The 23,916-nt window shown below is 68.2% G+C and carries 21 protein-coding genes; 8 read left to right on the forward strand and 13 right to left on the reverse strand.

Annotated features, from left to right (window positions below; genetic code table 11):
• Positions 1-144: 144 nt before the first annotated feature.
• From ACP26O_RS28140 to ACP26O_RS28150, 3 genes are all read right to left on the reverse strand, one after another.
• Entirely contained in the window at positions 145-519 is a 375-nt protein-coding gene (locus tag ACP26O_RS28140) for a COG4315 family predicted lipoprotein (RefSeq protein ID WP_175662818.1), read from the reverse strand.
• A 306-nt stretch (positions 520-825) separates the two neighbouring features.
• A complete protein-coding gene (locus tag ACP26O_RS28145; RefSeq protein WP_175662817.1) occupies positions 826-1,758 on the reverse strand; it encodes an AEC family transporter in 933 nt (310 codons plus the stop codon).
• A gap of 173 nt (positions 1,759-1,931) precedes the next feature.
• Positions 1,932-2,816, reverse strand: a complete 885-nt coding sequence (locus ACP26O_RS28150) for a LysR substrate-binding domain-containing protein (RefSeq protein ID WP_175662816.1) — start codon at positions 2,814-2,816, stop codon at positions 1,932-1,934.
• Positions 2,817-3,095: 279 nt separating this feature from the next.
• Here ACP26O_RS28150 and ACP26O_RS28155 point away from each other — a divergent pair, with 279 nt between their 5' ends.
• Complete coding sequence (locus ACP26O_RS28155; RefSeq protein ID WP_006754380.1) at positions 3,096-3,473, forward strand: nuclear transport factor 2 family protein; 378 nt, start codon at positions 3,096-3,098, stop codon at positions 3,471-3,473.
• Positions 3,474-3,491: 18 nt separating this feature from the next.
• Here ACP26O_RS28155 and ACP26O_RS28160 read toward each other — a convergent pair whose 3' ends face one another.
• Entirely contained in the window at positions 3,492-4,292 is an 801-nt protein-coding gene (locus tag ACP26O_RS28160; RefSeq protein WP_175662815.1) for a helix-turn-helix transcriptional regulator, read from the reverse strand.
• A gap of 183 nt (positions 4,293-4,475) precedes the next feature.
• Here ACP26O_RS28160 and ACP26O_RS28165 point away from each other — a divergent pair, with 183 nt between their 5' ends.
• Both ACP26O_RS28165 and ACP26O_RS28170 read left to right on the forward strand, forming a co-directional pair.
• The gene (locus ACP26O_RS28165) at positions 4,476-5,882 is read left to right on the forward strand and encodes an APC family permease (RefSeq protein WP_175662814.1); all 1,407 of its coding nucleotides are present in this window, start codon (positions 4,476-4,478) and stop codon (positions 5,880-5,882) included.
• A 64-nt stretch (positions 5,883-5,946) separates the two neighbouring features.
• Complete coding sequence (locus ACP26O_RS28170) at positions 5,947-7,056, forward strand: P1 family peptidase (protein ID WP_175662813.1); 1,110 nt, start codon at positions 5,947-5,949, stop codon at positions 7,054-7,056.
• 159 nt (positions 7,057-7,215) lie between these two features.
• On the opposite strand, the gene ACP26O_RS28175 is transcribed toward ACP26O_RS28170, so the two are convergent.
• Positions 7,216-7,428: a hypothetical protein gene (locus ACP26O_RS28175; protein WP_011658750.1), complete on the reverse strand. Its 213-nt coding sequence runs from the start codon at positions 7,426-7,428 to the stop codon at positions 7,216-7,218.
• 158 nt (positions 7,429-7,586) lie between these two features.
• On the reverse strand, positions 7,587-9,770 hold the full coding sequence (locus ACP26O_RS28180) for an FUSC family protein (RefSeq protein WP_175662812.1): 2,184 nt from the start codon (positions 9,768-9,770) through the stop codon (positions 7,587-7,589).
• 190 nt (positions 9,771-9,960) lie between these two features.
• Here ACP26O_RS28180 and ACP26O_RS28185 point away from each other — a divergent pair, with 190 nt between their 5' ends.
• Positions 9,961-10,908, forward strand: coding sequence for a LysR family transcriptional regulator (locus ACP26O_RS28185; protein WP_126225357.1), 948 nt, complete (start codon positions 9,961-9,963; stop codon positions 10,906-10,908).
• A 145-nt stretch (positions 10,909-11,053) separates the two neighbouring features.
• Here ACP26O_RS28185 and ACP26O_RS28190 read toward each other — a convergent pair whose 3' ends face one another.
• Together ACP26O_RS28190 and ACP26O_RS28195 are read right to left on the reverse strand one after the other, a co-directional pair.
• Positions 11,054-11,356 carry a DUF4148 domain-containing protein gene (locus ACP26O_RS28190; RefSeq protein WP_175662811.1) on the reverse strand — a complete coding sequence of 101 codons (303 nt, stop codon included), beginning with the start codon at positions 11,354-11,356 and terminating at the stop codon, positions 11,054-11,056.
• Between the two features lie 227 nt (positions 11,357-11,583).
• Positions 11,584-12,726: a porin gene (locus ACP26O_RS28195; protein ID WP_175662810.1), complete on the reverse strand. Its 1,143-nt coding sequence runs from the start codon at positions 12,724-12,726 to the stop codon at positions 11,584-11,586.
• Positions 12,727-13,033: 307 nt separating this feature from the next.
• On the opposite strand from ACP26O_RS28195, the gene ACP26O_RS28200 reads away from it, so the two are divergent.
• From ACP26O_RS28200 to ACP26O_RS28215, 4 genes are all read left to right on the forward strand, one after another.
• Complete coding sequence (locus tag ACP26O_RS28200) at positions 13,034-13,498, forward strand: VOC family protein (protein ID WP_175662809.1); 465 nt, start codon at positions 13,034-13,036, stop codon at positions 13,496-13,498.
• Positions 13,499-13,571: 73 nt separating this feature from the next.
• Positions 13,572-14,813 (forward strand): cytosine deaminase, encoded by a 1,242-nt coding sequence (gene codA, locus ACP26O_RS28205; RefSeq protein WP_175662808.1) that lies wholly within the window; start codon positions 13,572-13,574, stop codon positions 14,811-14,813.
• Positions 14,814-14,991: 178 nt separating this feature from the next.
• Positions 14,992-16,338: a chloride channel protein gene (locus ACP26O_RS28210; protein WP_175662807.1), complete on the forward strand. Its 1,347-nt coding sequence runs from the start codon at positions 14,992-14,994 to the stop codon at positions 16,336-16,338.
• 236 nt (positions 16,339-16,574) lie between these two features.
• Positions 16,575-17,897, forward strand: coding sequence for a TIGR00366 family protein (locus ACP26O_RS28215; protein ID WP_175662806.1), 1,323 nt, complete (start codon positions 16,575-16,577; stop codon positions 17,895-17,897).
• A gap of 65 nt (positions 17,898-17,962) precedes the next feature.
• Here ACP26O_RS28215 and ACP26O_RS28220 read toward each other — a convergent pair whose 3' ends face one another.
• From ACP26O_RS28220 to ACP26O_RS28240, 5 genes are all read right to left on the reverse strand, one after another.
• Positions 17,963-19,291 (reverse strand): MFS transporter, encoded by a 1,329-nt coding sequence (locus ACP26O_RS28220; RefSeq protein WP_175662805.1) that lies wholly within the window; start codon positions 19,289-19,291, stop codon positions 17,963-17,965.
• Positions 19,292-19,524: 233 nt separating this feature from the next.
• Complete coding sequence (locus ACP26O_RS28225; protein ID WP_175662804.1) at positions 19,525-20,457, reverse strand: 3-keto-5-aminohexanoate cleavage protein; 933 nt, start codon at positions 20,455-20,457, stop codon at positions 19,525-19,527.
• 35 nt (positions 20,458-20,492) lie between these two features.
• A complete protein-coding gene (locus ACP26O_RS28230; RefSeq protein WP_175662803.1) occupies positions 20,493-21,290 on the reverse strand; it encodes an SDR family oxidoreductase in 798 nt (265 codons plus the stop codon).
• Positions 21,291-21,363: 73 nt separating this feature from the next.
• Positions 21,364-22,074, reverse strand: coding sequence for a GntR family transcriptional regulator (locus ACP26O_RS28235; protein WP_175654819.1), 711 nt, complete (start codon positions 22,072-22,074; stop codon positions 21,364-21,366).
• Between the two features lie 415 nt (positions 22,075-22,489).
• A complete protein-coding gene (locus ACP26O_RS28240; protein ID WP_175662802.1) occupies positions 22,490-23,908 on the reverse strand; it encodes a cytochrome-c peroxidase in 1,419 nt (472 codons plus the stop codon).
• Positions 23,909-23,916: the final 8 nt, after the last annotated feature.

Below are 23,916 nucleotides of genomic sequence, written 5' to 3' on the forward strand. Positions count from 1 at the left end.
CCGGCTGCACTTGGTGCCTGCCGCCCGGCGGGTGTCGCCATGCAGCCGGCGCAAGCATGCCCAAGCCTGCCCCGATCCGCGATCGGAGCAGGCTTTTTTACGCGTGCCGCGGCCGTGCCGACACGCAACGCGTGGAACGAACGCTTACGGGGCGACCACGTGCCACACGTTCTTGAAATTGTCGCCGTTGCGATCGCCCTGTTTCATGTCCTTCGAGAAGAAGTACAGCGGCTTGCCCTTGTATGCCCATTGCGGGCTGCCGTCGTCACGCTTGACGATCGTGTAGGGGCCGGCCGGTACGTCGGTCGCGCTGGCCTTGTACGGCGGCCAGAGGGTCTCGCATGGGCCCGAGCAGGCACTGGTGCCGGCGTTGGGCTTGTCCTTGTCGAATGCGTAGACGGTCATTCCGTTGGCGGCGACGAGCGTGCCGTTTTCGACTTTGGTGATCGAGCCTTGAGCCGAGGCTGAAACGGACGCGATGGCGAGCACGACGGAACTGACGAGCAGCACGGCTTTCATGGGTACCTCCTTATAGTCCGGTGGGCGGCGCGAATCGCGTGCACGGCCGGGCGTGCGCACGATCGCGGGGAATGGTGCCGGAACACGGCGCCGTGTCAGCCGGTGCGAGCGACGCGAAGTCGAATGGCGGCTGAACGGACGCCATTCATTCACCATAGGCGGTTTTTGGCAGGGCTGCGAGAAGAACCGGGTGCGCATCGGCAGCGCGTAGGCCCCGCGCAACGGGGCGGCGGTTGCGCGCGGCGGGCGGATTCAGTCCCGTTCGACGGCGATTGCGGTTTCGTTGCGCGCGCCTGTGCCGGGCAGTCAGCGAAACACCGGCGCCGACGCGAGCGCCGTCAGCACGGCTGGCATCGCGAGCGCGGCGACGATCGTCTGGAACGCGGTGATGCCGGCCATCAGCGGCGCGTCGCCGCCGAGCTGGCGCGCCATGATGTACGACGAGGACGACGTCGGCAGCGCCTGGAACAGCAGCGCGATGGTCAGCGCGGCATCGCCGAGCCCGAACAGGCGGCCGGCCGCGAGCGTGACGAGCGGCATCGCCAGGAACTTGAATGCCGATGCGATGCACATCGGCTGCATCCATGCGCGCGCCGCATCGAATTTCAGTGCCGCACCCACGCACAGCAGGCCGAGCGGCATCGACGCGGCGCCAAGCGCGCGCACGGCCGGTTCGACGGCGGCCGGAAACCCGACGCCGGCGGCCTGCATCGCGATCCCGAGCGCGCAGCCGACGACGAGCGGATTCGACAGGATCTGGCGCATGAGCGCCCCTGCGCCGAGCCGTGTTTCGCCGTAGCGCGCAAACACCAGCACGCACATCAGGTTCACGGTCGGGACGATCGCCGCGACGCACACGGCCGCGAGCGCGATCCCGTGCGCGCCGAACAGTCCGGCGGCGAGTGCCGTGCCGACATAGTTGTTGAAACGCACCGCGCCCTGGAACACCGACGTGAAGCCGGCGCCGTCCACCTGCACGAACCGGCGGACCAGCAGAAGCAGCGCCGCGACGAGCACGGTCGAACCGACCAGCGCCGCCGCGAGCGGCAACACGGGCAACGATTGCAGGCGCGCATTCGCGAGACCATGCGCGAACAGCGCGGGCAGCAGCACGTAGTAGCAAAGCCGCTCGGCGTGCGGCCAGAACGCATCGGCGAGGAAGCCCGTGCGCCGCAGGCCGTGGCCGAACGCGACCAGCAGCGCGACCGGCGCGAGCGCGAGCAGGATCGGGCCGATCATCGGCGCGCCTTCAGGTGGATGGGATGGGCCAGGCGGGACGGCCGGCAGGCGCAGCAGCGGAGCGAAGCGGGGATCCATCCGGCGGGCAACATGGCGGCGCGCAATCCAAGAGTGACGATGCTGCCAAGTTAAACACGCGGAGGAAGCAGGAATAATGGTTAATTATCGGGTGTTCAATGAGAAATTCTCATCGATGACGCGGTGATTTCCGCGCCCAGCGCACGCGCGAAACGCTCAGCCGGGCGCGACCGGTGTTCGAGCAGCACGACCGCGCGGCCCATCTGCGGCTGGCCGAACGGCAAGCGCGTGACCGGCGGCAGACGCGCGAGCGTCGAGTCGGGCAGTGCGACGATCGCCGCGCCGAGCCCGCGCGCGACCATGCGCACGATCGTCTCCGCGCTGTCGAGCACCATCTCTTCACGCACGCGCACGCCGATGCGGCGCAGCTCGGCGGCGATCATCCGGCCGGCCCACGCCTGCGCGTCGAAGCGGATGAACGGCAGCGCCTCGAGCAGCGTGCGCGCGTCGCGCTCCGCGTAGTGCGGCGGCGCGAGCAGCCAGAAGCGGTCTTCGTACAGCGTGGTCCACGTGAGTTCCGCCGGATGCGGGCGCACGGGGCGGGTCGTGATCGCCGCGTCGAGTTCGCCGGCCGCGACGCGGTTCGCCAGTTCGGCCGACATGCCGGCCGATACGTGCACGCGCAACGACGGATGCGCGTCGCGCAGCGCGAGCAGCGCATCGGGCAGCGGACCGGACAGCGCGGTCTGGATCGCACCGACCCGCAGGCGACCGACGAGCTTCTTCTCGTCGCTGAGCGCATCGGGAATCCGGTCGACCATCGCGAGCACCTGCTCGGCCTGCGCGACGAGAATGTTGCCGGCTTCGGTGAGTACCGGCTGGCGGCGCGAACGGTCGAACAGCTGGACGTTGTATTCGCTTTCGAGCGCCTTTATCTGCAGGCTCACGGCGGACTGCGTGAGCCCGATCGCCTCGCCGGCGCGTGCGAAGGTCCGGTATCGGGCGATCGCGACCAGCGTTCTGAATGCGCGTAGTGACATGGACTCGGTGAGGTGGGCGGCCGGGGCCGGCACGCGGATTGCTCGATGATGCCGGCGGCGGCGCATGAACGGCACGCCGATTGCGGCCCCGATGGCCGCGGACGCAGCCCGCACGCCGGCGGACATCATGCCCGTGCGTGCGCAAACGGGCAACCGCGGCATCGGCTGGCCGACGCGGAATGCGTGGTGCGGTGCGGCGCGTGCCGCCCGTACGTGTTTCATCGATGCCTCGGGGCGACGCGGGCCATCGCGTCGTCCCGGTCCTTCGCGGAGGGAACGATGCCTGACGACCCCGGTGATGTAGCACGCGCGAGCTATCGCGCGTATGTCGACAAGGACCGCGACGCGATCGAAGCGCTGATCGCGCCGGACTTCCATTTCACGAGCCCGCTCGACAACCGGCTCGACCGCGACGCGTATCTGGCGCGCTGCTGGCCGAACAGCGCGATGCTCGCCGGTTTCGACTTCGTCGATGTTGCCGTGCACGGTGAATACGTGTTCGTCGTGTACGAAGCCGAAACGAGCGCCGGGCGGCGCTTCCGCAACGCGGAGCGATTGCGCGTGCGCGGCGGGCGGATCGTCGAGGCCGAGGTGTATTTCGGCTGGTATGTGCCGCACCAGGCGCCCGATGGCGGGTTCATCGAATCGGGTCGTTGACGGCGCGCATCGACATGCTCACCCCGACGCATGCTCTCCCAGCGCCTGAATGAACCGCGAAAACAGCTCCGGCTGGGACGAGATGCCGAGCTTCGCGTAGAGATGCCGCCGATGCACCTTCACCGTCTCCGGTGAAATCGCGAGCCGCTCCGCGATCGCCTTCGACGAATTGCCGCGCAGCACCATTCGCGCGATCGACATCTCGCGATCCGTCAGCACGCCCGCGCCGAAGCGCGCGAGCGCCTGCTCGACGCGCGCGCCGAGATCGTCGTCGGGGGTCGCGCGCGCGGCATCGCCTACCAGCCGCCAGTGTTGCCGAATCGCTGCGAGCACCCACGGCATCGCGGCCGTCAGCTTGCCGAGCGGCTCGACGTCGAAGCGCGTGGCTGCCCCGAGCGACAACGACAGCAGCAGGTCGGGGTTCGGCCGCAGCAGGATTTGAATTTCGTCGTCGCCGACCGCATCGCGGAAGTAGCTCAGGAAATACTCGCTCTGCCGGAACAGGTCGGGCGCGACTTCCTCGAGCCGGTAGCAGCCGTCGGCGAGCCCGTCGTGCGCGGCCTGCAGGAACGGATCGAGCAGATATAACCCATTGAGGTAAAGCGGCACCGGCGACGCGCTGTCGGTGCCGCCCGTGTCGTATTCGTCGAGCACGAGCGGCACGCCGTCGCGGCCGATCGCGGTCGCGAGCGCGTTGTCGAACGGCACCATTTCGTTGAGCAGCAGCACCAGGAACCGCCAGAAGCGCGGCTGGCCGAGATGATCGATTGCGCGGCCGAGCGCCTGGTGCATCGCGATTTCGGAGAAGAGTCGATCCATACCACCACCGGAGGGCGTAACACGAAGGGGGAATAGCGGTCCTGAATTTGGCTTCCTAGACTGCCACGCAATCAATCGGGCCCGAGTATGGGCGTTCAAAAAAACGGCGCAAAGGATCCGTCCGCACATGAAACGCGCAGGCGTCGTGCATGGGCGGAAAGGCCGCAAGCACAGGAGAACGAAATGGCGATGATGTCGGAATCGACGGGCACGCTGCAAGCGACGCCTGCCACGGAAGACGCGCCGCGCGCGTTGTCGCAGACGCTCAGCGTGCGCGATGCGGTGATGATCACCGTGTCGGGCGTGACGCCAGCAAGCTCGATCTTCGTGATTGCGCCGTTCGCGATCCAGCAGGCCGGCAGCGGCGCGGTGCTGTCGTTCCTGCTCGGCGGCGTGCTCGCGCTCGCGTTCGCGCTCTGCTACGCGGAGCTCAGCGCCGCGCACCGCAGCGCGGGCGGCGAGTACGTGATGGCCAAGCGCGTGTTCGGCACGCTGCCCGGCTACCTGACCTTCATCACGGTGCTGTCCGTCAGCGTGTTCATCCCGGCCGTGCTCGCGAGCGGCGCCGCGCCGTACCTGAACAACGCGCTCGGCACGCACTTCGGCAACCAGTCGGTTGCGCTGACGATCGTGCTGCTCAGCTACGTGCTCGGCATGCTGAACATCAAGACGAATGCGTGGATCACGGGCGCGTTTCTCGTCGTCGAGATCGGTGTGCTGATGCTGATCGCGGGGCTCGGCTTCGGCGCGCCGCATCGCGGCGCCGAGGTGCTCGTCGCGCCGGTCGTCGCGAGCGGCACTGCGCTGGTGCCCGCCACGTTCGCGGCGATCGTGCCCGCGATCGGCACGGCGATCTTCTGCTACAACGGCTTCGGCTCCGCCGCGTATCTCGCGGAAGACCTGCGCGGCGGCAACCGCAACGTCGCGAAGGCGGTGATCTATTCGCTGCTGGTGATCCTCGTCGTCGAACTGATCCCGCTCACCGCGATCGTGCTCGGCGCGCCGTCGCTGACGGAGCTGACGAAGAGCGCCGACCCGATCGGCTATGTCGTGCGTTCGCTGAGCAACCCGGTGGTATCGCGGGTGGTGAGCGGCGGGATCTTCCTGTCGGTGTTCAATGCGATTATCGCGATCGTGATCACGATGGGACGCCTGCTGTACAGCAGCGGCCGGCATGCGCTCTGGTCGCGCACCTGCAACCGCGCATTCTCGACGATCCATCCGCGCTTCGAATCGCCGTGGCTCGCGACGCTCGCGCTGGCGGTGCCGTCGTCGGGGCTGGTGTTCGTGTCGAGCCTCGACGAGCTGACCGCGTTCACGGTCGACCTGCTGCTGCTGATCTATCTGGTGGTCGGGCTGGCCGCGCTGGCGAGCCGGTTCGTGCGCCGCGACGTCGAACATCACTACCGGATGCCGCTGTGGCCCCTGACGCCGCTCGTCGCGGTCGCGGGCGCCGCGTACACGCTCTACACGACGCTGGCGACGGCGACCAAGCCGACCGACCTCATCATCATCGGCGCGCTGCTGGGGGCCGCGCTCGCGATGTATGCGGTCTGGGCGCGCCACAGCGACGCGTTCCGCGCGCTCTGAACGCCGCGTCGAAACCTTTGCATACCGAAACATCGAACCAATGAAACACGGGAGGACATGCATCATGCGAACGAGGGATCTCGGCATCCGCATCGGACTCGGCACGCCGGGCCGCTTCAACGCGATCACGGACGTACCGGGCGTGCGGGTCGGACATTGCACGCTGAACGTCGAGAACGGCGACGCATCGATCCGCACCGGCGTGACCGTCATCGAGCCGCGGGCGGGCGCCGCGCACGATTCGCCGTGCTTCGCGGGTGTCCACGTGCTGAACGGCAACGGCGATGCGACCGGGCTCGAATGGATCCGCGAAGCCGGCCTGCTGACGACGCCGATCGCCTATACGAACACGCACAGCGTCGGCGCGGTGCGCGATGCGCTGGTCGCGAACGAACGCGAAGCGGCGGCCGGCCGCGTGTACTGGTGCATGCCAGTCGTGATGGAAACCTACGACGGACTGCTCAACGATATCTGGGGGCAGCACGTGAGCGCCGCACACGTCCAGCGTGCGCTGGCCGCGGCGCAGTCCGGGCCGGTCGCCGAGGGCGGCGTCGGCGGCGGCACGGGGATGATCTGCCACGAGTTCAAGGGTGGCATCGGCACCGCATCGCGGGTGGTCGCGGCCGATGCGGGCGGCTGGACCGTCGGCGCGCTCGTGCAGGCGAACTACGGCGTGCGCGAGATGCTGCGCGTGGCCGGCTATCCGGTCGGCGAAGTGCTGCGGCACGTGCATTCGCCGTTCCGTGCGCCCGATGCGCGGGGCGAAGCCGGGATGGGCTCGATCGTCGTCACGATCGCGACCGACGCGCCGCTGCTGCCGCACCAGTGCACGCGTCTCGCGCAGCGCGCGAGCGTCGGGCTGGCTCGCGTGGGCGGCGGCACGGAGGATTCGAGCGGCGACATCTTCCTCGCGTTTGCGACGGGCAACGACGGGCTGCCGGCCGCGAACTACGGCAGCAAGGGTGCGCCCACGACGGCCGTGACGATGGTGAACAACGACCATATCTCGGCGCTGTTCGCCGCCGCGGCGGAAGCGGTGGAGGAAGCGATCGTGAATGCGCTGGTCGCGGGGAGCGACGTCGAATCGCGCGGCGCGCGGGTCGAAGGGCTGGGGCACGCGCGCTTGCTGGATGCGTTGCGCGAAGTGGGGTGGCGGCCGGGACGCGGCGCCTGAAACGCAATGCGCCGCTTCAATCGAAGCGGCGTGGCGGGCAGGGTCGTTGCGGTGATCGTTGCGGTGATCGGCCGGCGCGTCGTGCGCGCGCGCATGCGATGCGCGTGAGGCATGCGATGCGTGCGCGGCGGGCCTGGCCGTGACGACGCGGCGTCATGTTCAGCTGCCGAAGTAGACGTTGCAGAAGCTGACGGGGCCGACGCATGCGTTCGGATCTTCCTGCTTCGATTGCGCACGATCGACGCGACCGGCGGCCTGGACGGCTTCGGCGCGGTTCGCCGGTTGCTGCGCATGGTCGGCCGGCGCGGGCTGCGCGTGCGCGACAGCGGCGGTGAGCGACAGGGCAACGAGGGCGAGGTGCAGCGGCTTCATTTGAGTTTCTCCTGGGTCAGTGCCAGTCTCGCTGGCAGTGAGGAAACTATAGGCGCGCACTGCTTGAAGATTAATCGCCGCGGGTGCAGAGCTTATTTCCAATCGGAACAAGGATGACGTTGCGCGCGCATCGATCGCGCATCTATCGCCGTCGTCGATCAATGACGATGGCGGTTGAACGGCGCGTCCTTGTCGAGCAGCGCGCTGCGGATGAAGTGCAGGCAGCCGACGATGCGCTGCATCCGGTGGCGCTCGGCGGGCACCGCGTACCACGCATGCAGCGTGTGCTGCGCGGCGCGGATCGCCAGGTTCACGGATTTCAGCGTGCGCGCGTGGTGGACCGGCGTCGGATCTTCGAAGAAGCGCGGCAGCTCGTGCAGTACCGCATCGACCGACACGGTCCAGCGTGTGGTCTGCGGCGGTTTAGATTCGCAGAACCCGTGCAGCTCGTCGCGCAGGTCGATCACCGCGTGGCCGACTTCGAGCGTCGACAGCATCCAGCGCAGCGCGTCGCGATGCTGTCGCGTGCGCCTGACGAGCAGCGTGCGCAGCTGTGCCATCAGGTCGTGCGTGCTCGACTGGAAGCGCGCCGCGAGGCCCTCGCGCGTGCCTTCGCAGGCGAGCGTGACCTGGCGGCGCAGATCGTGCGCGATGCGCGACGTGAGCCACGGCATGTGGGTTGGAAACACCACCGCGAACACGATCGAGCACGCCAGCATCGCGATGACGACGGCGAAACCATTGTTGACGAGCACCTCGGGGGTATACGCGATCGCGTTGTCGGGCCCCGCGAGCAGGCAGAAGAACACCGCGAAGCCGATCCCGTAACCGGATAGCCCCGGACGCATCGCGAGAAACGCGCCGATGCCGAGCACCGGCGCGAGTGCCGCGCACAGCAGCGGAAAACCGTCGATGTTCGGATACACGTAGCACAGGAACACATAGCCGACCGCCGTCGCGAACGCCGCGCCGACGGCCATCTGCGCGACGAACTTCGACGCGCGCGGCGAAGTCGAGCTCAGCGCGCACGCGATCGCGGTGGCGATCACGGCGAGCGAGCCGCTCGGCCATTCGGACGCGATCCAGAACGCGCTCATCGCGCCGACGGCGACGAGCGTGCGCAGGAACGCGAAGCCGACGAAGAACGAATTGGTCTTCACCGCGTAGCGCGTGACCGAGCGTTCGAACGCATGATCGTCGCGGTCGAGCGACGCGTACGTGTCGGCATAACCGACATACTCGCCGATGAAGCGATACATCAGCTCGATCGCGGTATCGAAGTCGAGCAGGCCGCCGGCCGCGTGATCCTCGAGCGCGCGGCGCGACGCGCGGGCAGCCTTCGGCAACGCGCCGTGAAAGCGGCGCAGTTCGAGCAGCGCGCCGGTCGTCGACGCGATCCCGCGCTGCCGCTCGTCGCGCAACGCGGTGATGTGCCGCGCGAGCCCGTCGACATGCGGCGCGAGCGCGTCGAGCACGGCGTCCGAGCGGTTCGCGCGCAAGCGCTTGACGAGCTGATGCAGCGCATGCAGGCGCGTGCACGCGTTCATGAACTCGCTGTTCAGCCGCGCGAGTCGGCGGCTGCGCGCGCGAATGTGCGGATCCTCGAACGACGCGAACGCGCGATTGGCCTCGAAGCCGACGATCTCGTCGACGAAATCGGCGAAGCGCCGCTCGAAATCGCCGCGCGCGAGCTCGCCCGACAGCGCGCCGGCCGCGAAGGCCGGGAACTTCACGTGGCGGGCGCTCAGCGAGCGCATCAGCGCCTTCGCGGAGCTGAGCGGCAGGATCAGCGCGCTGACCGCACCGGAGCACGCGATGCCCAGCGCGACTTCCGCGGCGCGCGTGAGCGCCGACTGGAACAGCGTCTGCGGCGTCATCACCGCCGGCAGGCCGATCAGCGCGGCGGTATAGCCGGCGAGCACGAACCCGTACCAGCGGAAGTGGCGATTGCGCACCGCGAGCGCGATGCAGGCGCCGATCCACAGCGTGATGCCGGCCATGTACAGCTCCGGCTGCTGCGCAAACAGCCCGCCGAGCGCGAGCGCGGCGACGAGGCCGGCCGCCGTGCCGAGCACGCGATAGAAGCTCTTCGCGAACACCATCCCCGACATTGGCTGCATCAGCACGAACACGGTCGTCATCGCGGTGCGCGGCTGCGACATCTCGAGCCGCATCGCGATGCCCATCGCGAGCAGCGCGGCGAACACGGTCTTGGCGAGGTGCAGCCAGATCAGCCCGTCGCTCGTGGCCCAATCGCGTGCGGCGCCGCCGAGCGGATCGAGCCAGGCGCTCCATCGTGCGGGTTCGACGGAAGGTCGCTCGATCGCAGGTTGTGGCTTCATGAAAAGGAAAGGGCGCGCGCGGTGTCGCGGCGCGTCCGGACGGGTCCGTTCGACTGATGAGGCGCCGATTGTAGGAGCGCGGCGCGCGGGCATTAACGCAGCTACGGGGAAACGATAGTTGCAGGCCGCGTAACAATCTGTCGCCTCCACTGGAGGAAAATGGCGGCTCCGCTACAGGTGGTTCACACGAATGGATACCCTACAAAACATGCGGGTGTTTACGCGCGTCGTCGAGACGGGCAGTTTCACCGCGGCCGCGCAATCGCTGAATTCGACGACGGGTGCGATGTCGCGCGCGGTGTCGGAGCTCGAGGCGCGCCTGCGCACCCGTCTGATGAATCGCTCGACGCGCCGTCTCGCGCTGACGTCGGCCGGCGAAAGCTATCTGCGGCGCTGCCGGCAGATCCTCGCCGACGTCGATCGCGCCGAGGAAGAAGCAAGCTGCGCGCACGAGCGGCCGGCCGGCGTGCTGCGCATGCACAGCTTCGCGAGCGTCGGCCATCACTATGTAATGCCCGCGCTGACGCGCTATCACACGCAGTATCCCGGCGTGTCGATCGAGCTGTCGCTGTCGCAGCGCATGCCCGACCTGTTCGACGGCACGAGCGACATGGCGGTCGTGACCGCGTCGTCGCTGCCCGATTCGGAACTCGTGTCGCATCTGCTCGGCTCGACCTTCAGCATCCTGTGCGCGTCGCCCGAGTACGTGAAGCGCCACGGCGCGCCCGCACGCCCGCAGGATCTCGGCGCGCACGCGTGCCTGACGCTCTGCACGCCGGCCTTCCCGACCCACGAATGGGTGCTCGAAGGCGCCGAGGGCGTCGAGCAGATCCATGTCGCCGGGCCGGTGCAGACCAATACGGCCGAGTCGCTCGCGCTCGCGATCCGCGACGGCATCGGGATCGGCATGCTGCCGCTGTATTCGGCGATCGACGCGCTGCGCGACGGCACGCTCGTGCGCGTGCTGCCCGATCACATCCTGCAGAAGATGAACGTGTATGCGCTGTATCCGTCGCGCCGCTTCGTCGACGCGAAGGTGCGTACCTGGGTCGAGATGCTGCGGGCGCAGGTGCCGGGGATGATCGCGCGCGACGTCGAGATGCTGAACGCGATCGACCGCGAACCGCAGGCCGCGTGACGGCGGGCGAATACGGAAAGCAACAGAATGGCAGCGTGCCGGACGGCGCGCTGTTTGTCCGGCCGCGTCATCACGGGCCGGTTCGCGCGACAGCCGCCGCGCCCGCACGCTAAGCGTCATGCGGGCGCGGCGTTACCGTATGCGTTCACAGCGCGGGCTTCGCTGCCACGCCCGATTCGGTTGCGCCCGCACCGGCCGGGCCATATCCGCTTTGCACGGCCTTGTGCTCGGCGAGCCGTTTTGCCGCGAGGCGCTCCTGCGCGGCCATGATGTCGTCCGGATAGTTGCCGACGTCGCCGAGCGCCGGGTTGTAGCCGACCGATTCGAGGTCATAGAGCTCTTGCAGCACCTGCGCGCGCGTGACGGGCGACTTGGCGGCCTGCGCGAACGACAGGGCCGGTGCGGCAAGCAGGACGGCAGCGGCGGCGGTAACGACGAGCGATTTCACGATGTTCTCCTGTAGACGGGGTGTGAGGCCGGTTCGGCGATCGATGTGCGATCCGAACCATCGACGCCAGTCTATGCAGCGCACGCGGCCGCAAAAACCCCGATTCCAGGCAGGCTGCTTTCCAGATGGCACAACATTGGCGCACGTCGCCCGTGTCGACCCGACCCGTGCGCGGCGACACGGGCATGGCCGACGGGCGACGCGTCATTCCGTCATGCTGACGGCGATCAGAAGCGCGTGCGCATGCCGATCGTGCCGACGATCTGGTTCGCGGTGCTCGATGCGCCGCCCGACGTGTTGATGAACGCCTGGTAGCCGCGGCCCGATGCGTGCTGGTACATCGCTTCCGCGTACAGGTCGGTGCGGCGCGACAGCTTGTACACCGCTTGCAGGTCGACCTGGTGCCACTTCGGATCGGTGCCGTGCTTGCTGTCGGGGTTCGACACGCTGGCATCCGTGTACACGTAGGCCGCGCCGAGGCTGACGGCCGGCGTCACCGCATAGCGCACGTTCACGTCGTAGTTGTTGAACGCGACCTGGCCGGTGGAGCCGAACGAGCCCGAGTTGTCGTACTGCGAACGCGTATAGACGAAGCCGACCGTCGCCGGACCGAACCCGTAGCTGACACCGCCGCCGTAGGTGCGCATGCGGTCCGCGCCCACCGACCAGCCGCCCTGGCTCACGCTCTTCGCTTCGGCCACGTCGGTCGCGCCGGGGCTCGCGCTCGTCGAACCCTTCGTGCCGTTCATCTGCAGGTACGCGCCGGCCAGCTTCAGCGGGCCGTTCGTGTAGCTCGCCGCGACGCTGTACGCGCGGTTGCCGGCGAAGTTCGTCGAGTTCGAGAAGCCGTACAGCGCGCCGACCTTGAAGCCCGCGATCGTGTCGCTCGTGTACTTGACCGCGTTGTTGATGCGCACCGAATGGTTCAGGTTGTCGTTGTCGAACGGATGCGCGAAGCCCGTATCGCCGAAGTCGCCGGCCGTCGCGGACAGCGGCGCGACGAAGTCGACCATCGTGTCGTACTGGCGGCCGAGCGTCAGCGTGCCGAAGCCGCTGCGGCTCAGGCCGACGTATGCATGGCGGCCGAACAGCTTGCCGTCCTGGCCAAGCGCGCCGTTGTTCGCGTTGAAGCCGTTCTCCAGCACGAACAGCGCCTTCAGGCCGCCGCCGAGATCTTCGGTGCCGCGCAGGCCGAAACGGCTGCCGTTGATCGTGCCGGTAGTCATCCGCCACTGGGACCCGCCGTTCGCGTTGTTGGTGTATGCGATCCCGGCGTCGATCAGGCCGTACAGCGTGACCGAGCTCTGCGCGTGCGCGAGCGGCGCGAAGAGTGCGGTGGCGGAGGCGGCGGCAATCAGGGTTTTGTTCATGTAAATGCTCCTGCGTGTGGGACGGTGATCAAAGTTCGGCGCAAGTGTAGGGGCGCGTTCGTCCGATTCCGGCGGCCGGGGCGCGAGCGCACCGTTGCGAGCCGCGCAAGAGTGCGTCATACGGTGTTCACAAACCGATGCCGCCGCCGGATGCCGGGCGTTTTCGCGGAAGGCGCGGTGCGTGATGTGCGATTGCCACGCCTGCCGTGTCGCGCATTGACAACACGCGCGTCGCCGGCGCGGGAGTTGCTCGCCGCCTCGCGCACGTGGAGAATGAGCCATCCCATGCCGGGACAAGGAGACATCGATGACTACGCATCACCGTCCGTCCTTCAGTGCCGCGCTCTGCTATCGCGACCCGAAAGCCGCGCTCGCATGGCTCGAACGTGCATTCGGTTTCGAGCGCTCGCTCGTCGTCACCACACCGGAAGGCGACATCGCCCACGCCGAAATGAAATTCGGTGACGGTCTCGTGATGATCGGCGGCGCGTGGGCCGACTTCATCGCATCGCCGGAAGACACCGGCGACCGCAATACCCAGCACGTCCACGTGCATCTGCCGGACGACGCGGACATCGACGCGCACTGCGAACGCGCACGCGCGGCCGGCGCGGAGATCCTGCAGCCGCCGGCCGATGCGTTCTACGGCGATCGCATGTATCGCGCGCGTGACCCCGGCCGGCACGTGTGGACGTTCGGCAAGCACGTGCGCGACGTGACGAACGACGAGATGAGCGCGGCCACCGGCCTGAAGATCGACGATTTCCGCTGAATGCCGGACCCGCTGAACGAGCCGAATTTCCCCACCACGCGGCGCGCTGACGCCGCATGACGCCAGGATCCACATGAATCTCTTCAATGCACGCCTGCGCGGTCGCGACGGGCTCTTCACGATCGGTATCGACGGCGACAGGATCGCGCGGATCGACGCGCAAACCGCGCCGGTCGCGCCTGCCGGCACCGACGACATCGACGCCGGCGGACGTGTCGCGATCCCGCCGCTGGTCGAGCCGCATATCCATCTCGATGCGGTGCTCACGGCCGGCGAGCCGGCCTGGAACATGAGCGGCACGCTGTTCGAGGGGATCGAGCGCTGGTCCGAGCGCAAGGCGACGATCACGCACGAGGACACCAAGACGCGCGCGCATGCGGCGATCGGCATGCTGCGCGATCACGGGATCCAGCACGTGCGCACCCACGTCGACGTCACCGATCCGACGCTCGCCGCGCTGAAGGCGATGCTCGAAGTGAAGGACGAGGCGCGCGGGCTGATCGACCTGCAGATCGTCGCGTTTCCGCAGGAAGGCATCGAGTCGTTCGACGGCGGCCGCGCGCTGATGGAGCAGGCGATCGATCTCGGTGCGGACGTCGTCGGCGGGATTCCGCATTTCGAGAACACGCGCGAGCAGGGCGTCAGCTCGATCCGCTTCCTGATGGAGCTGGCCGAGCGCACCGGCTGCCTCGTCGACGTGCACTGCGACGAGACCGACGATCCGCATTCGCGCTTTCTGGAAGTGCTTGCGGAAGAAGCGCGCGTGCGCGGGATGGGCGCGCGCGTGACGGCGAGCCACACCACCGCGATGGGCTCGTACGACAACGCGTACTGCTCGAAGCTGTTCCGGCTGCTGAAGCGCGCGGGGCTGAACTTCGTGTCGTGCCCGACGGAGAGCATCCACCTGCAGGGGCGTTTCGACACGTTTCCGAAGCGGCGCGGCGTCACGCGCGTCGCGGAGCTCGATCGCGCGGGCCTGAACGTGTGCTTCGGGCAGGATTCGATCAAGGATCCGTGGTATCCGCTCGGCAACGGCAATATCCTGCGCGTGCTCGACGCCGGCCTCCATATCTGCCACATGATGGGCTACGAGGACCTGCAGCGCTGCCTCGACTTCGTGACCGATCACAGCGCGACCACGATGCATCTCGGCGATGGTTACGGGATCGCGGTCGGGCGCCCGGCGAACCTGGTCGTGCTCGATGCGGACAGCGACTACGAAGCGGTGCGCAGGCAGGCGAAGGCCACGCTGTCGGTTCGCCACGGGAAGGTGATCATGCGGCGGGAACCGGAGCGCGTCACATATCCGGAGTGACGGGGTCGCGTGGGAGGCGGCGCGCGCCGCCGCGCGGCGCCTTCACTCGTTCATTCGTGAAATGCATGGGTTGAGAAGAAAAAGACGTTTGTCTCATGAGCGGCCCCCGCCTACGATTCGGACCTGACGGCGGCGTGCATGGTGCGCGCCGCCTTGTCGATTCTCGTTCGCCGACCTCATGCGCCTCGACCTTCCATCCGCTCCCGCGTATTCTTCGCCGTCCGCCAGCCCGTTCGCGCGAATGGCGGTCGTCACCGTCCTGACCGGCATCGGCGCGGGCTTCGGCGGGATGCTGCTCGCGCTGCTGCTGCACGCGATCCAGCATGTGGCCTACGGCTACAGCCTGTCGCACGTGGTCGGCACCCAGAGCTTCCTCGCGGGCGTGACGCTGGCCGACCCGTTGCGCCGGCTCGCGGTGCTCGTCGTCTGCGGGCTCGTCGCGGGCGGCGGCTGGTGGGCGCTCTATCGGTACGGCCGGCCGCTCGTCAGCATCCGCCGCGCGGTGCGTGCGGCCGATCCGCGGATGCCGTTCGTCAGCACGACGGTTCACGCGCTGCTGCAGATCGTCACCGTCGCGCTCGGTTCGCCGCTCGGTCGCGAAGTCGCCCCGCGCGAGATCGGCTCGCTGCTCGCCGGGCAGCTCGCGCACCGTGCGGGGCTCACGTCTGCCGATTGCCGGCTGATGGTCGCGTGCGGCGCGGGCGCCGGCCTCGCGGCCGTCTACAACGTGCCGCTCGGCGGCGCCGTGTTCGTGCTCGAAGTGCTGCTCGGCACATTCGAATTGCGCGCGCTGGTGGTGGCCGTCGTCACGTCGGCGATCGCGGCGGCTGTCGCATGGGTCGGCCTCGGCAACGAACATCAGTACACGGTGCCTGCGTTCGTGCTGAGCACGCCGCTGGTCGCGTGGTCGATCGTCTGCGGGCCGCTGTTCGGTTTCGCCGCATACGGTTTCGTGCGGCTCACGACCCGTGCGCGGGCGGATGCGCCGAAGGGCCGGCTGCTGCCCGTGCTCGCGCTGGTCAACTTCGCGGTGATCGGTGTGCTCGCGATGTGGTTTCCGCAACTGCTCGGCAATGGCAAGGGGCCGGCTTCGCTGGGTTTCGACGGCACGCTGACGATCGGCGTCGCGGCGACGCTGCTCGTGCTGAAGGTGCTGATCGAGGCGAGCAGCCTGCGTGCGGGCGCGGAGGGCGGGCTGCTGACGCCGGGTCTCGCGAACGGTGCGCTGCTGGGTGTCGTGCTCGGCGGGCTGTGGGGCCTCGTATGGCCGGGCGCGTCGATCGGCGGGTGCGCGCTGATCGGCGCGACCGCGTTTCTTGCCGCGTCGATGCAGATGCCGATCACGGCCGTCGTGCTGCTGCTCGAATTCACGCGCGTGAATCACGACAGTCTCGTGCCGATGCTGCTGGCCGTGGCCGGGTCGCTCGTTGCGTATCGTTTCGCGCAGCAACTGGCCGAGCGGCGCGCGAATGAGATCGCGACGGTCGGCACGCCGGAGACGGCGGCGGCGACGGCGACCCACTGACCCGCGCCGTCATCCGTCCACCGAAGTCATCCGCACGGGCGGCTCCCCCGGGGCTGCCCGACGTCGTTTTCCTTCCCGTTTCCTCGCCTCTTCTCGCGCGTAGCGCTGCCTGATCGCGATGGTGCGCACCCCAAAGCGCGTCTTTTGGTTCTGTGCAAAAATCCGCGCGTTTCCGCGCCACCGAACAACGAACCATACGCGCGCGGATGTCCGTATCAGGAAACGAGGAGCTCAAGTTGGTCCAACGCATTTCCCGCTTTTTCACGCAGGTGGTCCACCGCGTGCTGCCCGACCCGTTGATTTTCGCGATCCTGCTGACGATCGCCACGTTCGCGCTCGCCTTCGGTCTCACGCCGACCACGCCGGTGCAACTCACGACGATGTGGGGTTCAGGCTTCTGGAACCTGCTCGCGTTTTCGATGCAGATGGTGATGATCCTCGTCACCGGCCACGCGCTCGCGAGTTCGCCGCCCGTGCGCCGCCTGCTCGTTGCGCTCGCAAGCACCGCGCGCACGCCGGGGCAGGGCGTGATGCTCGTCGCGTTCGTCGGCGCGCTCGCCTGCGCGATCAACTGGGGCTTCGGCCTCGTGCTCGGCGCGATGCTCGCGCGCGAAGTCGCGCGCCGCGTGGCCGGTAGCGACTATCGGCTGCTCGTCGCGTCCGCGTACATGGGTTTCCTGAGCTGGCACGGCGGGCTGTCGGGTTCGGTCCCGCTCGTCGCCGCGACGAAGGGCAATCCGATGGAAAAGACCGTCGGACTGATTCCCGTGTCGGACACGATCTTCACCGGCTACAACGCGTTCATCACGATCGGGCTGATCGTGATGCTGCCGTTTCTGGCGCGGATGATGATGCCGAAGCCCGGCGACGTCGTCAGCGTCGATCCGGCGCTGCTCGCGGAACCGCCGAGCGTCGAGCGCCAGCTCGGGCCCGACGCGACGTTCGCTGAACGGATGGAGGAGAGCCGCGCGCTGTCGGTCGTCGTTGCGGCGCTGTGCGCGGCGTTCCTCGTGCTGCGTTTCATGCAGAAAGGCTTCGCGCTCGACATCGACACAGTGAACCTCGCGTTCCTCGCGGCCGGCATCCTGCTGCACCGTACGCCGATGGCCTATGCGCGCGCGGTGGCCGGCGCGGCGCGCGGCGCATCGGGAATCATGATCCAGTTTCCCTTTTACGCGGGCATCCAGGCGCTGATGGATCACTCGGGGCTCGCGGGCGTGATCACGAAGTGGTTCGTCGATATCGCGAACGTGCACACGTTCCCGCTGCTCGCGTTCCTCAGCTCGGCCGTGATCAATTTCGCGGTGCCGTCGGGCGGCGGCCACTGGGTCGTGCAGGGCCCGTTCGTGATGCCGGCCGCGCAGGCGCTCGGCGCCGATCTCGGCAAGGCCGCGATGGCGATCGCCTACGGCGAGGCGTGGACCAACATGGCGCAGCCGTTCTGGGCGCTGCCTGCCCTCGCGATCGCCGGGCTCGGCGTGCGCGACATCATGGGGTACTGCGTGACGACACTGCTGTTCTCGGGCGTGGTGTTCGTCGCAGGGATGTATCTGTTCTGATCGAACGCGACGCGATGCAGGCGGGGCGGCCCGCCACATCGCGCCGGCTTGAATCGCGTGCGCGCTCAGCCTTGCGATCGCGCAGCGGGCCGCTCGTGCCCGTGGCGCAGTGCGAGACTCGCGAACGCGGCGACGACGAGCGCCGCGGTGAGCAGCGTCAGTCCGTTCTTCGCATTCCCGGTCGCCTGTTCGATCGCGCCGACGACGGTCGGGCCGACGAAGCCGCCGAGCAGGCCGCATGTGTTCACGAGACCGAGACCGCCGGCCAGCGCGCTGCCGGCGAGTCGCGACGCCGGAAACGTGAACACGATCGACTGCACGACGAAGAACATCGACGCGGCGACGCATACGCAAGCGAGGCCGGCCACCGGCGACGCGTTTGCGGCGCCTACCATTCCGGCCGCCATCACGAGGAGGCCCGCGCACAGGATCCGGCGCGAATGATGCGACTCGCGCGCGAAGCGCGGCAGGGTTGCGGCGCCGAGTGCGGCGGCGAGCCAGGGCAACGCGGTCAGCAACCCGACCGCGAACGGCGAAAAGCGTCCCGATGCGCCGATGATGCTCGGCAGGAAGAAGATCACCGTGTAGATCGTCAGCTGGTGGCAGAAGTACACGAAGATCGCGAGCCAGATCTGCGGATCGCGCAGCGCGGCGCCGAACCTGTGGCCGCCGTGGGCGGCGATCCCGGCATCCTGTTCGGCTGCGAGCGCGCGTTCGAGTGCGCGGCCGGTTTCGGGGGCGAGCCACGGCGCGCTGCTCGGACGGTCCGGCAGGCGCGTCCACACGACGAAGGCGAGCAGGATCGCCGGAATCCCTTCGACGACGAACAGCCATTGCCAGCCGTGGAAGCCGAGCGTGCCGTCGAGTTCGATCAGCGCGCCGGCCAGCGGCCCGCCGACGATGTTCGCGATGCACACGCCGAGCAGGAAATAGCCGGTTGCCCGCGCACGCTCCTCGCGACCGAACCAGTACGTGAGATACAGCATCACGCCCGGAAACAGTCCGGCTTCGGCGGCGCCGAGCAGCAGGCGCATCACGTAGAACGACGTCGGGCCGCCGACGAACGCCATCGCGACCGACAACGCGCCCCACGTGATCATGATCCGCGTGATCCAGAAGCGCGCACCGACGCGATGCATGATCAGGTTGCTCGGGATCTCGAACAGCGCGTAGGTCAGGAAGAACAGGCCGGCGCCGAGCCCGTAGGCCGCGGATGAAATGCCGAGATCGACGCCCATCGAGTGCTTCGCGAACGCGATGTTGGTGCGGTCGAGGAAGCTGATCACGTAGGCGGCGATCAGCAGCGGCATGAGCTTGCGAAACAGCAGCCGGTTGAGCGACGCGCTTGCGTCGCCGGCCGCGGAAGGCAGGATCTGGACGTGTTGAGTGGACATGCGGACGACTCCGGTAAAGGCGAACGGGCGCACACGGCAAGCACGGCGCGCAGCGTTCGGCAGAGGCCGCTGCGTCGCGCGCAGCGGAGGGGCAGACGACGGAGCCGCGCCGGCGGCGCTCGGGCGGGAGCGGGGCGATCAAGGGCGTCCTGGCGCCGGCCGGCTCGGGCCGGCGCCTTGTCTCTGCGCTTGCGGGTCCTGGTGTTGGGCGGGTGTCGGGCGCGACCCGGCGGTCAGAACCGGACCGCGTCGCCACCCTTGAGATCGAGCATCGCGCGCGCCTCGGCCGGCGTCGCGATCTCCAGCGACAGCCCCTCGAGCACCTGCCGCATCTTCAATACCTGCGCGGCGCTCGATTCGGCGAGTTGGCCGGGCGCGATCCACAGCGAATCCTCGAGCCCGACCCGCACGTGCGCGCCCTGTGCGGCGCCGATCGTCGCGAGCGGAATCTGGTTGCGGCCCGCGCCGAGAATCGACCACACGTAGTCCTGGCCGAACAGGCGGTCTGCGGTGCGGCGCATGTGCATCAGGTCTTCAGGATGCGCGCCGATGCCGCCGAGCAGGCCGAACACGCTCTGCACGAAGAACGGCGGCTTCGCGAGCCCGCGGTCGACGAAGTGCGCAAGGTTGTACAGGTGCGAGATGTCGTAGCACTCGAACTCGAACCGCGTGCCGTTCGCGCCGCAGCGCGTGAGGATCGTCTCGATGTCGGCGAACGTGTTCTTGAACACCAGGTCGCGGCTCTTCTCGAGATGTTCGCGTTCCCACGGATGCTTCAGTTCGCGAAAGCGCTCGAGCATCGGATAGAGTCCGAAGTTCATCGAACCCATGTTCAGCGAGGCGATTTCGGGCTGGAAATACAGCGCGGGCTGCAGCCGTTCGTCGACGGTCATGTGCGGGCTGCCGCCCGACGTGAGATTGATCACCGCGTCGGTCTGCGCCTTGATGCGCGGCAGAAATTCGGCGAACACGGCCGGGTCCTGCGTCGGCTTGCCGTCCGACGGGTTGCGCGCGTGCAGATGCAGGATCGCGGCGCCGGCCTGCGCGGCCGCGACGGCGGCCGTCTCGATCTGATGCGGCGTGACGGGCAGGTACGGCGACATCGACGGCGTGTGGATCGCGCCGGTCGGCGCGCAGGTGATGATGACTTTGCGAGCGTTTGCCACGAGAGGATTCCTTACGATGAGCGATGCAGGAGGCGTCAGAGCACTTCGACGTTGCCGCAGACGGAAATCGCCTGCCCGGTGATGCCGTGCCCGCCCGGCGAGCACAGGAACAGCGCGGTCGCGGCGATTTCGGCCGGATCCGTCATGCGTCGCAGCGAGATCTTGTCGAGATAGCGCTTCTCCATCTCGTCGTAGCCGATGCCGAGCTGCTGCGCGCGCGCTTCGATCACGCGGCGCATCCGCGGGCCGCGTACGATGCCGGGCTGGATCGCGTTCACGCGTATGCCGAGCGGTCCGAGCTCGATCGCGAGGCTTTTCACGAGACCGACGACGGCCCACTTGGTCGCCGCATACGGCGTGCGGAACGCGTAGCCGAGCCGCCCCGCGACCGACGACAGCGCGATGATCGCGCCGCCGTGCTTCGCGTCACGCAGGAGCGGCACCGCGCGCCGCGCGAACTGGAATTGCGCGTTCAGGTTGATCGCGACCGTCTGCTCCCACTGCACGGGGTCGATTTCGTCGATGCCGCCCGTGGGGCCGGCGATGCCTGCGTTATTGACGAGCACGTCGAGGCCGCCGAGCGTCGTCGATATGTCCTCGAACACGCGCTCGACCGCGGCCGGATCGGATACGTCGGCCAGCGTCGCACTGATCGCGGCGCGCGACGGCCGGTCCGCCAGCGCCGCGATCGCGGCCGGCGACGCATCGCACACGTGGACGCGCGCGCCGCATTCGGCGAACGCGTCGGCGATCTCGAGACCGATGCCCGACGCGCCGCCCGTCACGAGGACGCGCAGGCCGTCATAAGGTTTCAGCAGATCGGAAGCTGTCATGCCGGGTTGTCTCCATCGTTGAAGTTATCGGGTGCGGCGCGCCTCGGGGGCTGCTTGCCGCGGAAGGTGGCCGCTACGGCTTCGCATTCGCGCGCCGCGGCGTCTGCTCGGCCCGCAGCGTTTCGGCGAGATCGTGCGCGGCGCCGCCGATGTCGAGCGCGATGCCGGCACGTACGCCGGTGCCGTCGCGCCGTTCGAGCGCGTCGACGATCGCGCGGTGCGCATCCATCGAGCGCCGCATGTGCGGGATATCGAGCGCGACCATGTTGAGGAACGGCCCGACGCGCATCCACAGGTTCTCGACGATCGCGAGCGTGCTGTCGCTCGCGCCGTGCGCGTAGATCGCGCTGTGGAACGCGAAATTGCTCTGCAGGTAGGCGCGCGAACGGCCGGCCTCGACCTGCGCCTGCATCGTTTCGCAGGTCTTGCGCACGGCGGCAATCTGCGCGTCGGTCATCCGTGCGCACGCGCGTTCGGCGATGCATCCTTCGAGCGCGATCCGCACGTCGCGCAATTCGTCGAGCATGTCGAGCGTCATCGGCGGCACGACGAGCGCGCGGTTCGGGCCGTCGACCAGCGCGCGTTCGGCGCGCAGCCGCGTGAGCGCGGCGCGCACGGGCATCGTCGACGAGCCGACCGCCTCGGCGACGCTGCGCAGGCTCAGCGCCTGACCGGGCGCGAAACGGCCGCTCATCAGCGCTTCGCGCAGTTGCTGGTAGACCTTGTCGGCCATCGTTTCCGATTCGATGACTTTCAGTGCGGGCGGGACGATACGGGGTGCCAAGGCCGGGGTTCTCCTGGGTTTGATCTGCGATCTGTGATCACACTTGCGATGGGCAAAGTGTTGTCGATGAGGGCCGGTGGCGTCAAGGAGTTGGAGGTAGGGGAAAACGCGGGGCGCGAAGCGGCGTATGGCGCGTGGTATCGAGAATGCGGCGCGATGTGACGGGACATCCGTCCATCGGGAGTTAATTCTGCTTTACTGGTGATAGTGACGGCATATGCACCTGTAACGCCCAATATCAGGGAATTACACTTCTTGAGCATAGTGTGTCTTGTGGCGCCGCTCGGTGGCCAGCCGATGGTCGGCCATTGCGACGCGCGACTATCAGGGCACCATTACCGACGATACCCTGACGTACATTCAGCATCGGATCGACGAGAACGTTGCGCTGCTCCGCTAGTGCAACGGCGACTGCTCAGCGTGCCGGCTCGTCGGTCAGCGTGCCGAGAAACGCGACGATATCCTTGATGTCCTGCTCGGTCATCGCGGGCTTGTCGCCGGGCTTGCGGTCGAACGGCGCATCGGTCACGTCGACGTTCGCGCGGTACTGCGGCGGAATATCGTCGTACTCGTCGACCTTGCCGTCCGCGCCGCGCGAATAGAACTTCTGCGGCGAGATGCTGCGCTCGTTGTAGAACGCCATGACCTGGTCGAGCGTATGGAACACGCCGTTGTGGAAGAACACCTGGCGCGTCGCCGCGTTGCGCAGCGTCGGCGTGAGGAACATCCCGCAATACTGCGTCTGGTCCTTCAGGTCCTCGCGGAACGGCCCGCACACGCCGAGATCGTGGAACGCCGGGTTGCGGTTCTGCGCGAGCGCGCGGTTGCGCGGCGCGCCCAGCGCCTCGTACTGGTAGTCGGTCAACATCGGCGGCAGGCCGTCCTTGCCGGGCTTGGACAGATGGCAGCCCGCGCAATTCGCCTTGTCCGGATCGTTGAAGAGCCTCAGCCCGCGCAACTCGGCTTGCGTCAGGCGCGCGCGGCCCTCGAGCCAGCGATCGTACTTGCTGTTGTACGGATGGAATGACGGATCCTCGACCTGATACCGCGCGATCGCGAACATCGCCTCCGACACCAGAAGCTGCGGACTGGAGAACACGCGCGCGCCGAACAACTGCTCGAACTGCGCGCGATGCGACGACTGCGCGAGCTTGCGCGCGACGTCGTCGACGCTCGCATTCGCCATCTCGACCGGATTCAGCAACGGTCCGAAGGCCTGCTGCTGCAGCGTATCGGCGCGGCCATCCCAGAACATCCCGCCTTGCGGCACGAGCTGCGGCGCGGCCGACGTGCCGGCCACCTTCTGCGCCTTCACGACGCCGGCCGCGGCTGCCGCCTGCTGCGCGACGCTCGGCGCGGCGTCGTTTTCGCCCGCATCGGGGCCGATGCTGAAATTCGGCTGGCGGTACAGGTACATCAGCGACGGCGGCGGACGGTAACCCTGCTGCGTCATCGCGAGGCCGCCCGGCTGCACATCGAGCCCGTTCGGCGGCCCGTATGCATGATCGGGGCTGTGGCACGACGCGCACGACTGCTTGCCGGACGCCGACAGCGACGGATCGGCGAACAATGCACGACCGAGCTGCGCGACCGCGGACAGCGGCTGCGCGGCCGGGCGCTGCAGCACGACCGGATGCGGATTCGCGCCCGTCCAGTCGGCGACGACGTCGCCGATCGCCGCCGGCGTCCGAGCCGGAAACGCGATCGCGAACGCGCCGTAGCCGAGCACGGCCGCGCCGAGCACGAACGCCGCGCGGCGCAGCACGCGGGCAGGGGAACGCGGCGCGGCGGCGCCGGATGCGTCGGGAGACGGGAACGCGGGACGAGCTGTCATGCTGGCGG

This window comes from Burkholderia sp. R-40 (genome assembly GCF_049942845.1).
Classification (GTDB): Bacteria; Pseudomonadota; Gammaproteobacteria; order Burkholderiales; family Burkholderiaceae; genus Burkholderia; species Burkholderia ambifaria.

Coding starts and splice junctions, on each gene's coding strand:
- ACP26O_RS28140 (WP_175662818.1), bottom strand. CDS start 519: ATGAAAGCCGTGCTGCTCGTCAGTTCCGTCGTGCTCGCCATCGCGTCC.
- ACP26O_RS28145 (WP_175662817.1), bottom strand. CDS start 1,758: ATGATCGGCCCGATCCTGCTCGCGCTCGCGCCGGTCGCGCTGCTGGTC.
- ACP26O_RS28150 (WP_175662816.1), bottom strand. CDS start 2,816: ATGTCACTACGCGCATTCAGAACGCTGGTCGCGATCGCCCGATACCGG.
- ACP26O_RS28155 (WP_006754380.1), top strand. CDS start 3,096: ATGCCTGACGACCCCGGTGATGTAGCACGCGCGAGCTATCGCGCGTAT.
- ACP26O_RS28160 (WP_175662815.1), bottom strand. CDS start 4,292: ATGGATCGACTCTTCTCCGAAATCGCGATGCACCAGGCGCTCGGCCGC.
- ACP26O_RS28165 (WP_175662814.1), top strand. CDS start 4,476: ATGGCGATGATGTCGGAATCGACGGGCACGCTGCAAGCGACGCCTGCC.
- ACP26O_RS28170 (WP_175662813.1), top strand. CDS start 5,947: ATGCGAACGAGGGATCTCGGCATCCGCATCGGACTCGGCACGCCGGGC.
- ACP26O_RS28175 (WP_011658750.1), bottom strand. CDS start 7,428: ATGAAGCCGCTGCACCTCGCCCTCGTTGCCCTGTCGCTCACCGCCGCT.
- ACP26O_RS28180 (WP_175662812.1), bottom strand. CDS start 9,770: ATGAAGCCACAACCTGCGATCGAGCGACCTTCCGTCGAACCCGCACGA.
- ACP26O_RS28185 (WP_126225357.1), top strand. CDS start 9,961: ATGGATACCCTACAAAACATGCGGGTGTTTACGCGCGTCGTCGAGACG.
- ACP26O_RS28195 (WP_175662810.1), bottom strand. CDS start 12,726: ATGAACAAAACCCTGATTGCCGCCGCCTCCGCCACCGCACTCTTCGCG.
- ACP26O_RS28200 (WP_175662809.1), top strand. CDS start 13,034: ATGACTACGCATCACCGTCCGTCCTTCAGTGCCGCGCTCTGCTATCGC.
- codA (WP_175662808.1), top strand. CDS start 13,572: ATGAATCTCTTCAATGCACGCCTGCGCGGTCGCGACGGGCTCTTCACG.
- ACP26O_RS28210 (WP_175662807.1), top strand. CDS start 14,992: ATGCGCCTCGACCTTCCATCCGCTCCCGCGTATTCTTCGCCGTCCGCC.
- ACP26O_RS28220 (WP_175662805.1), bottom strand. CDS start 19,291: ATGTCCACTCAACACGTCCAGATCCTGCCTTCCGCGGCCGGCGACGCA.
- ACP26O_RS28230 (WP_175662803.1), bottom strand. CDS start 21,290: ATGACAGCTTCCGATCTGCTGAAACCTTATGACGGCCTGCGCGTCCTC.
- ACP26O_RS28240 (WP_175662802.1), bottom strand. CDS start 23,908: ATGACAGCTCGTCCCGCGTTCCCGTCTCCCGACGCATCCGGCGCCGCC.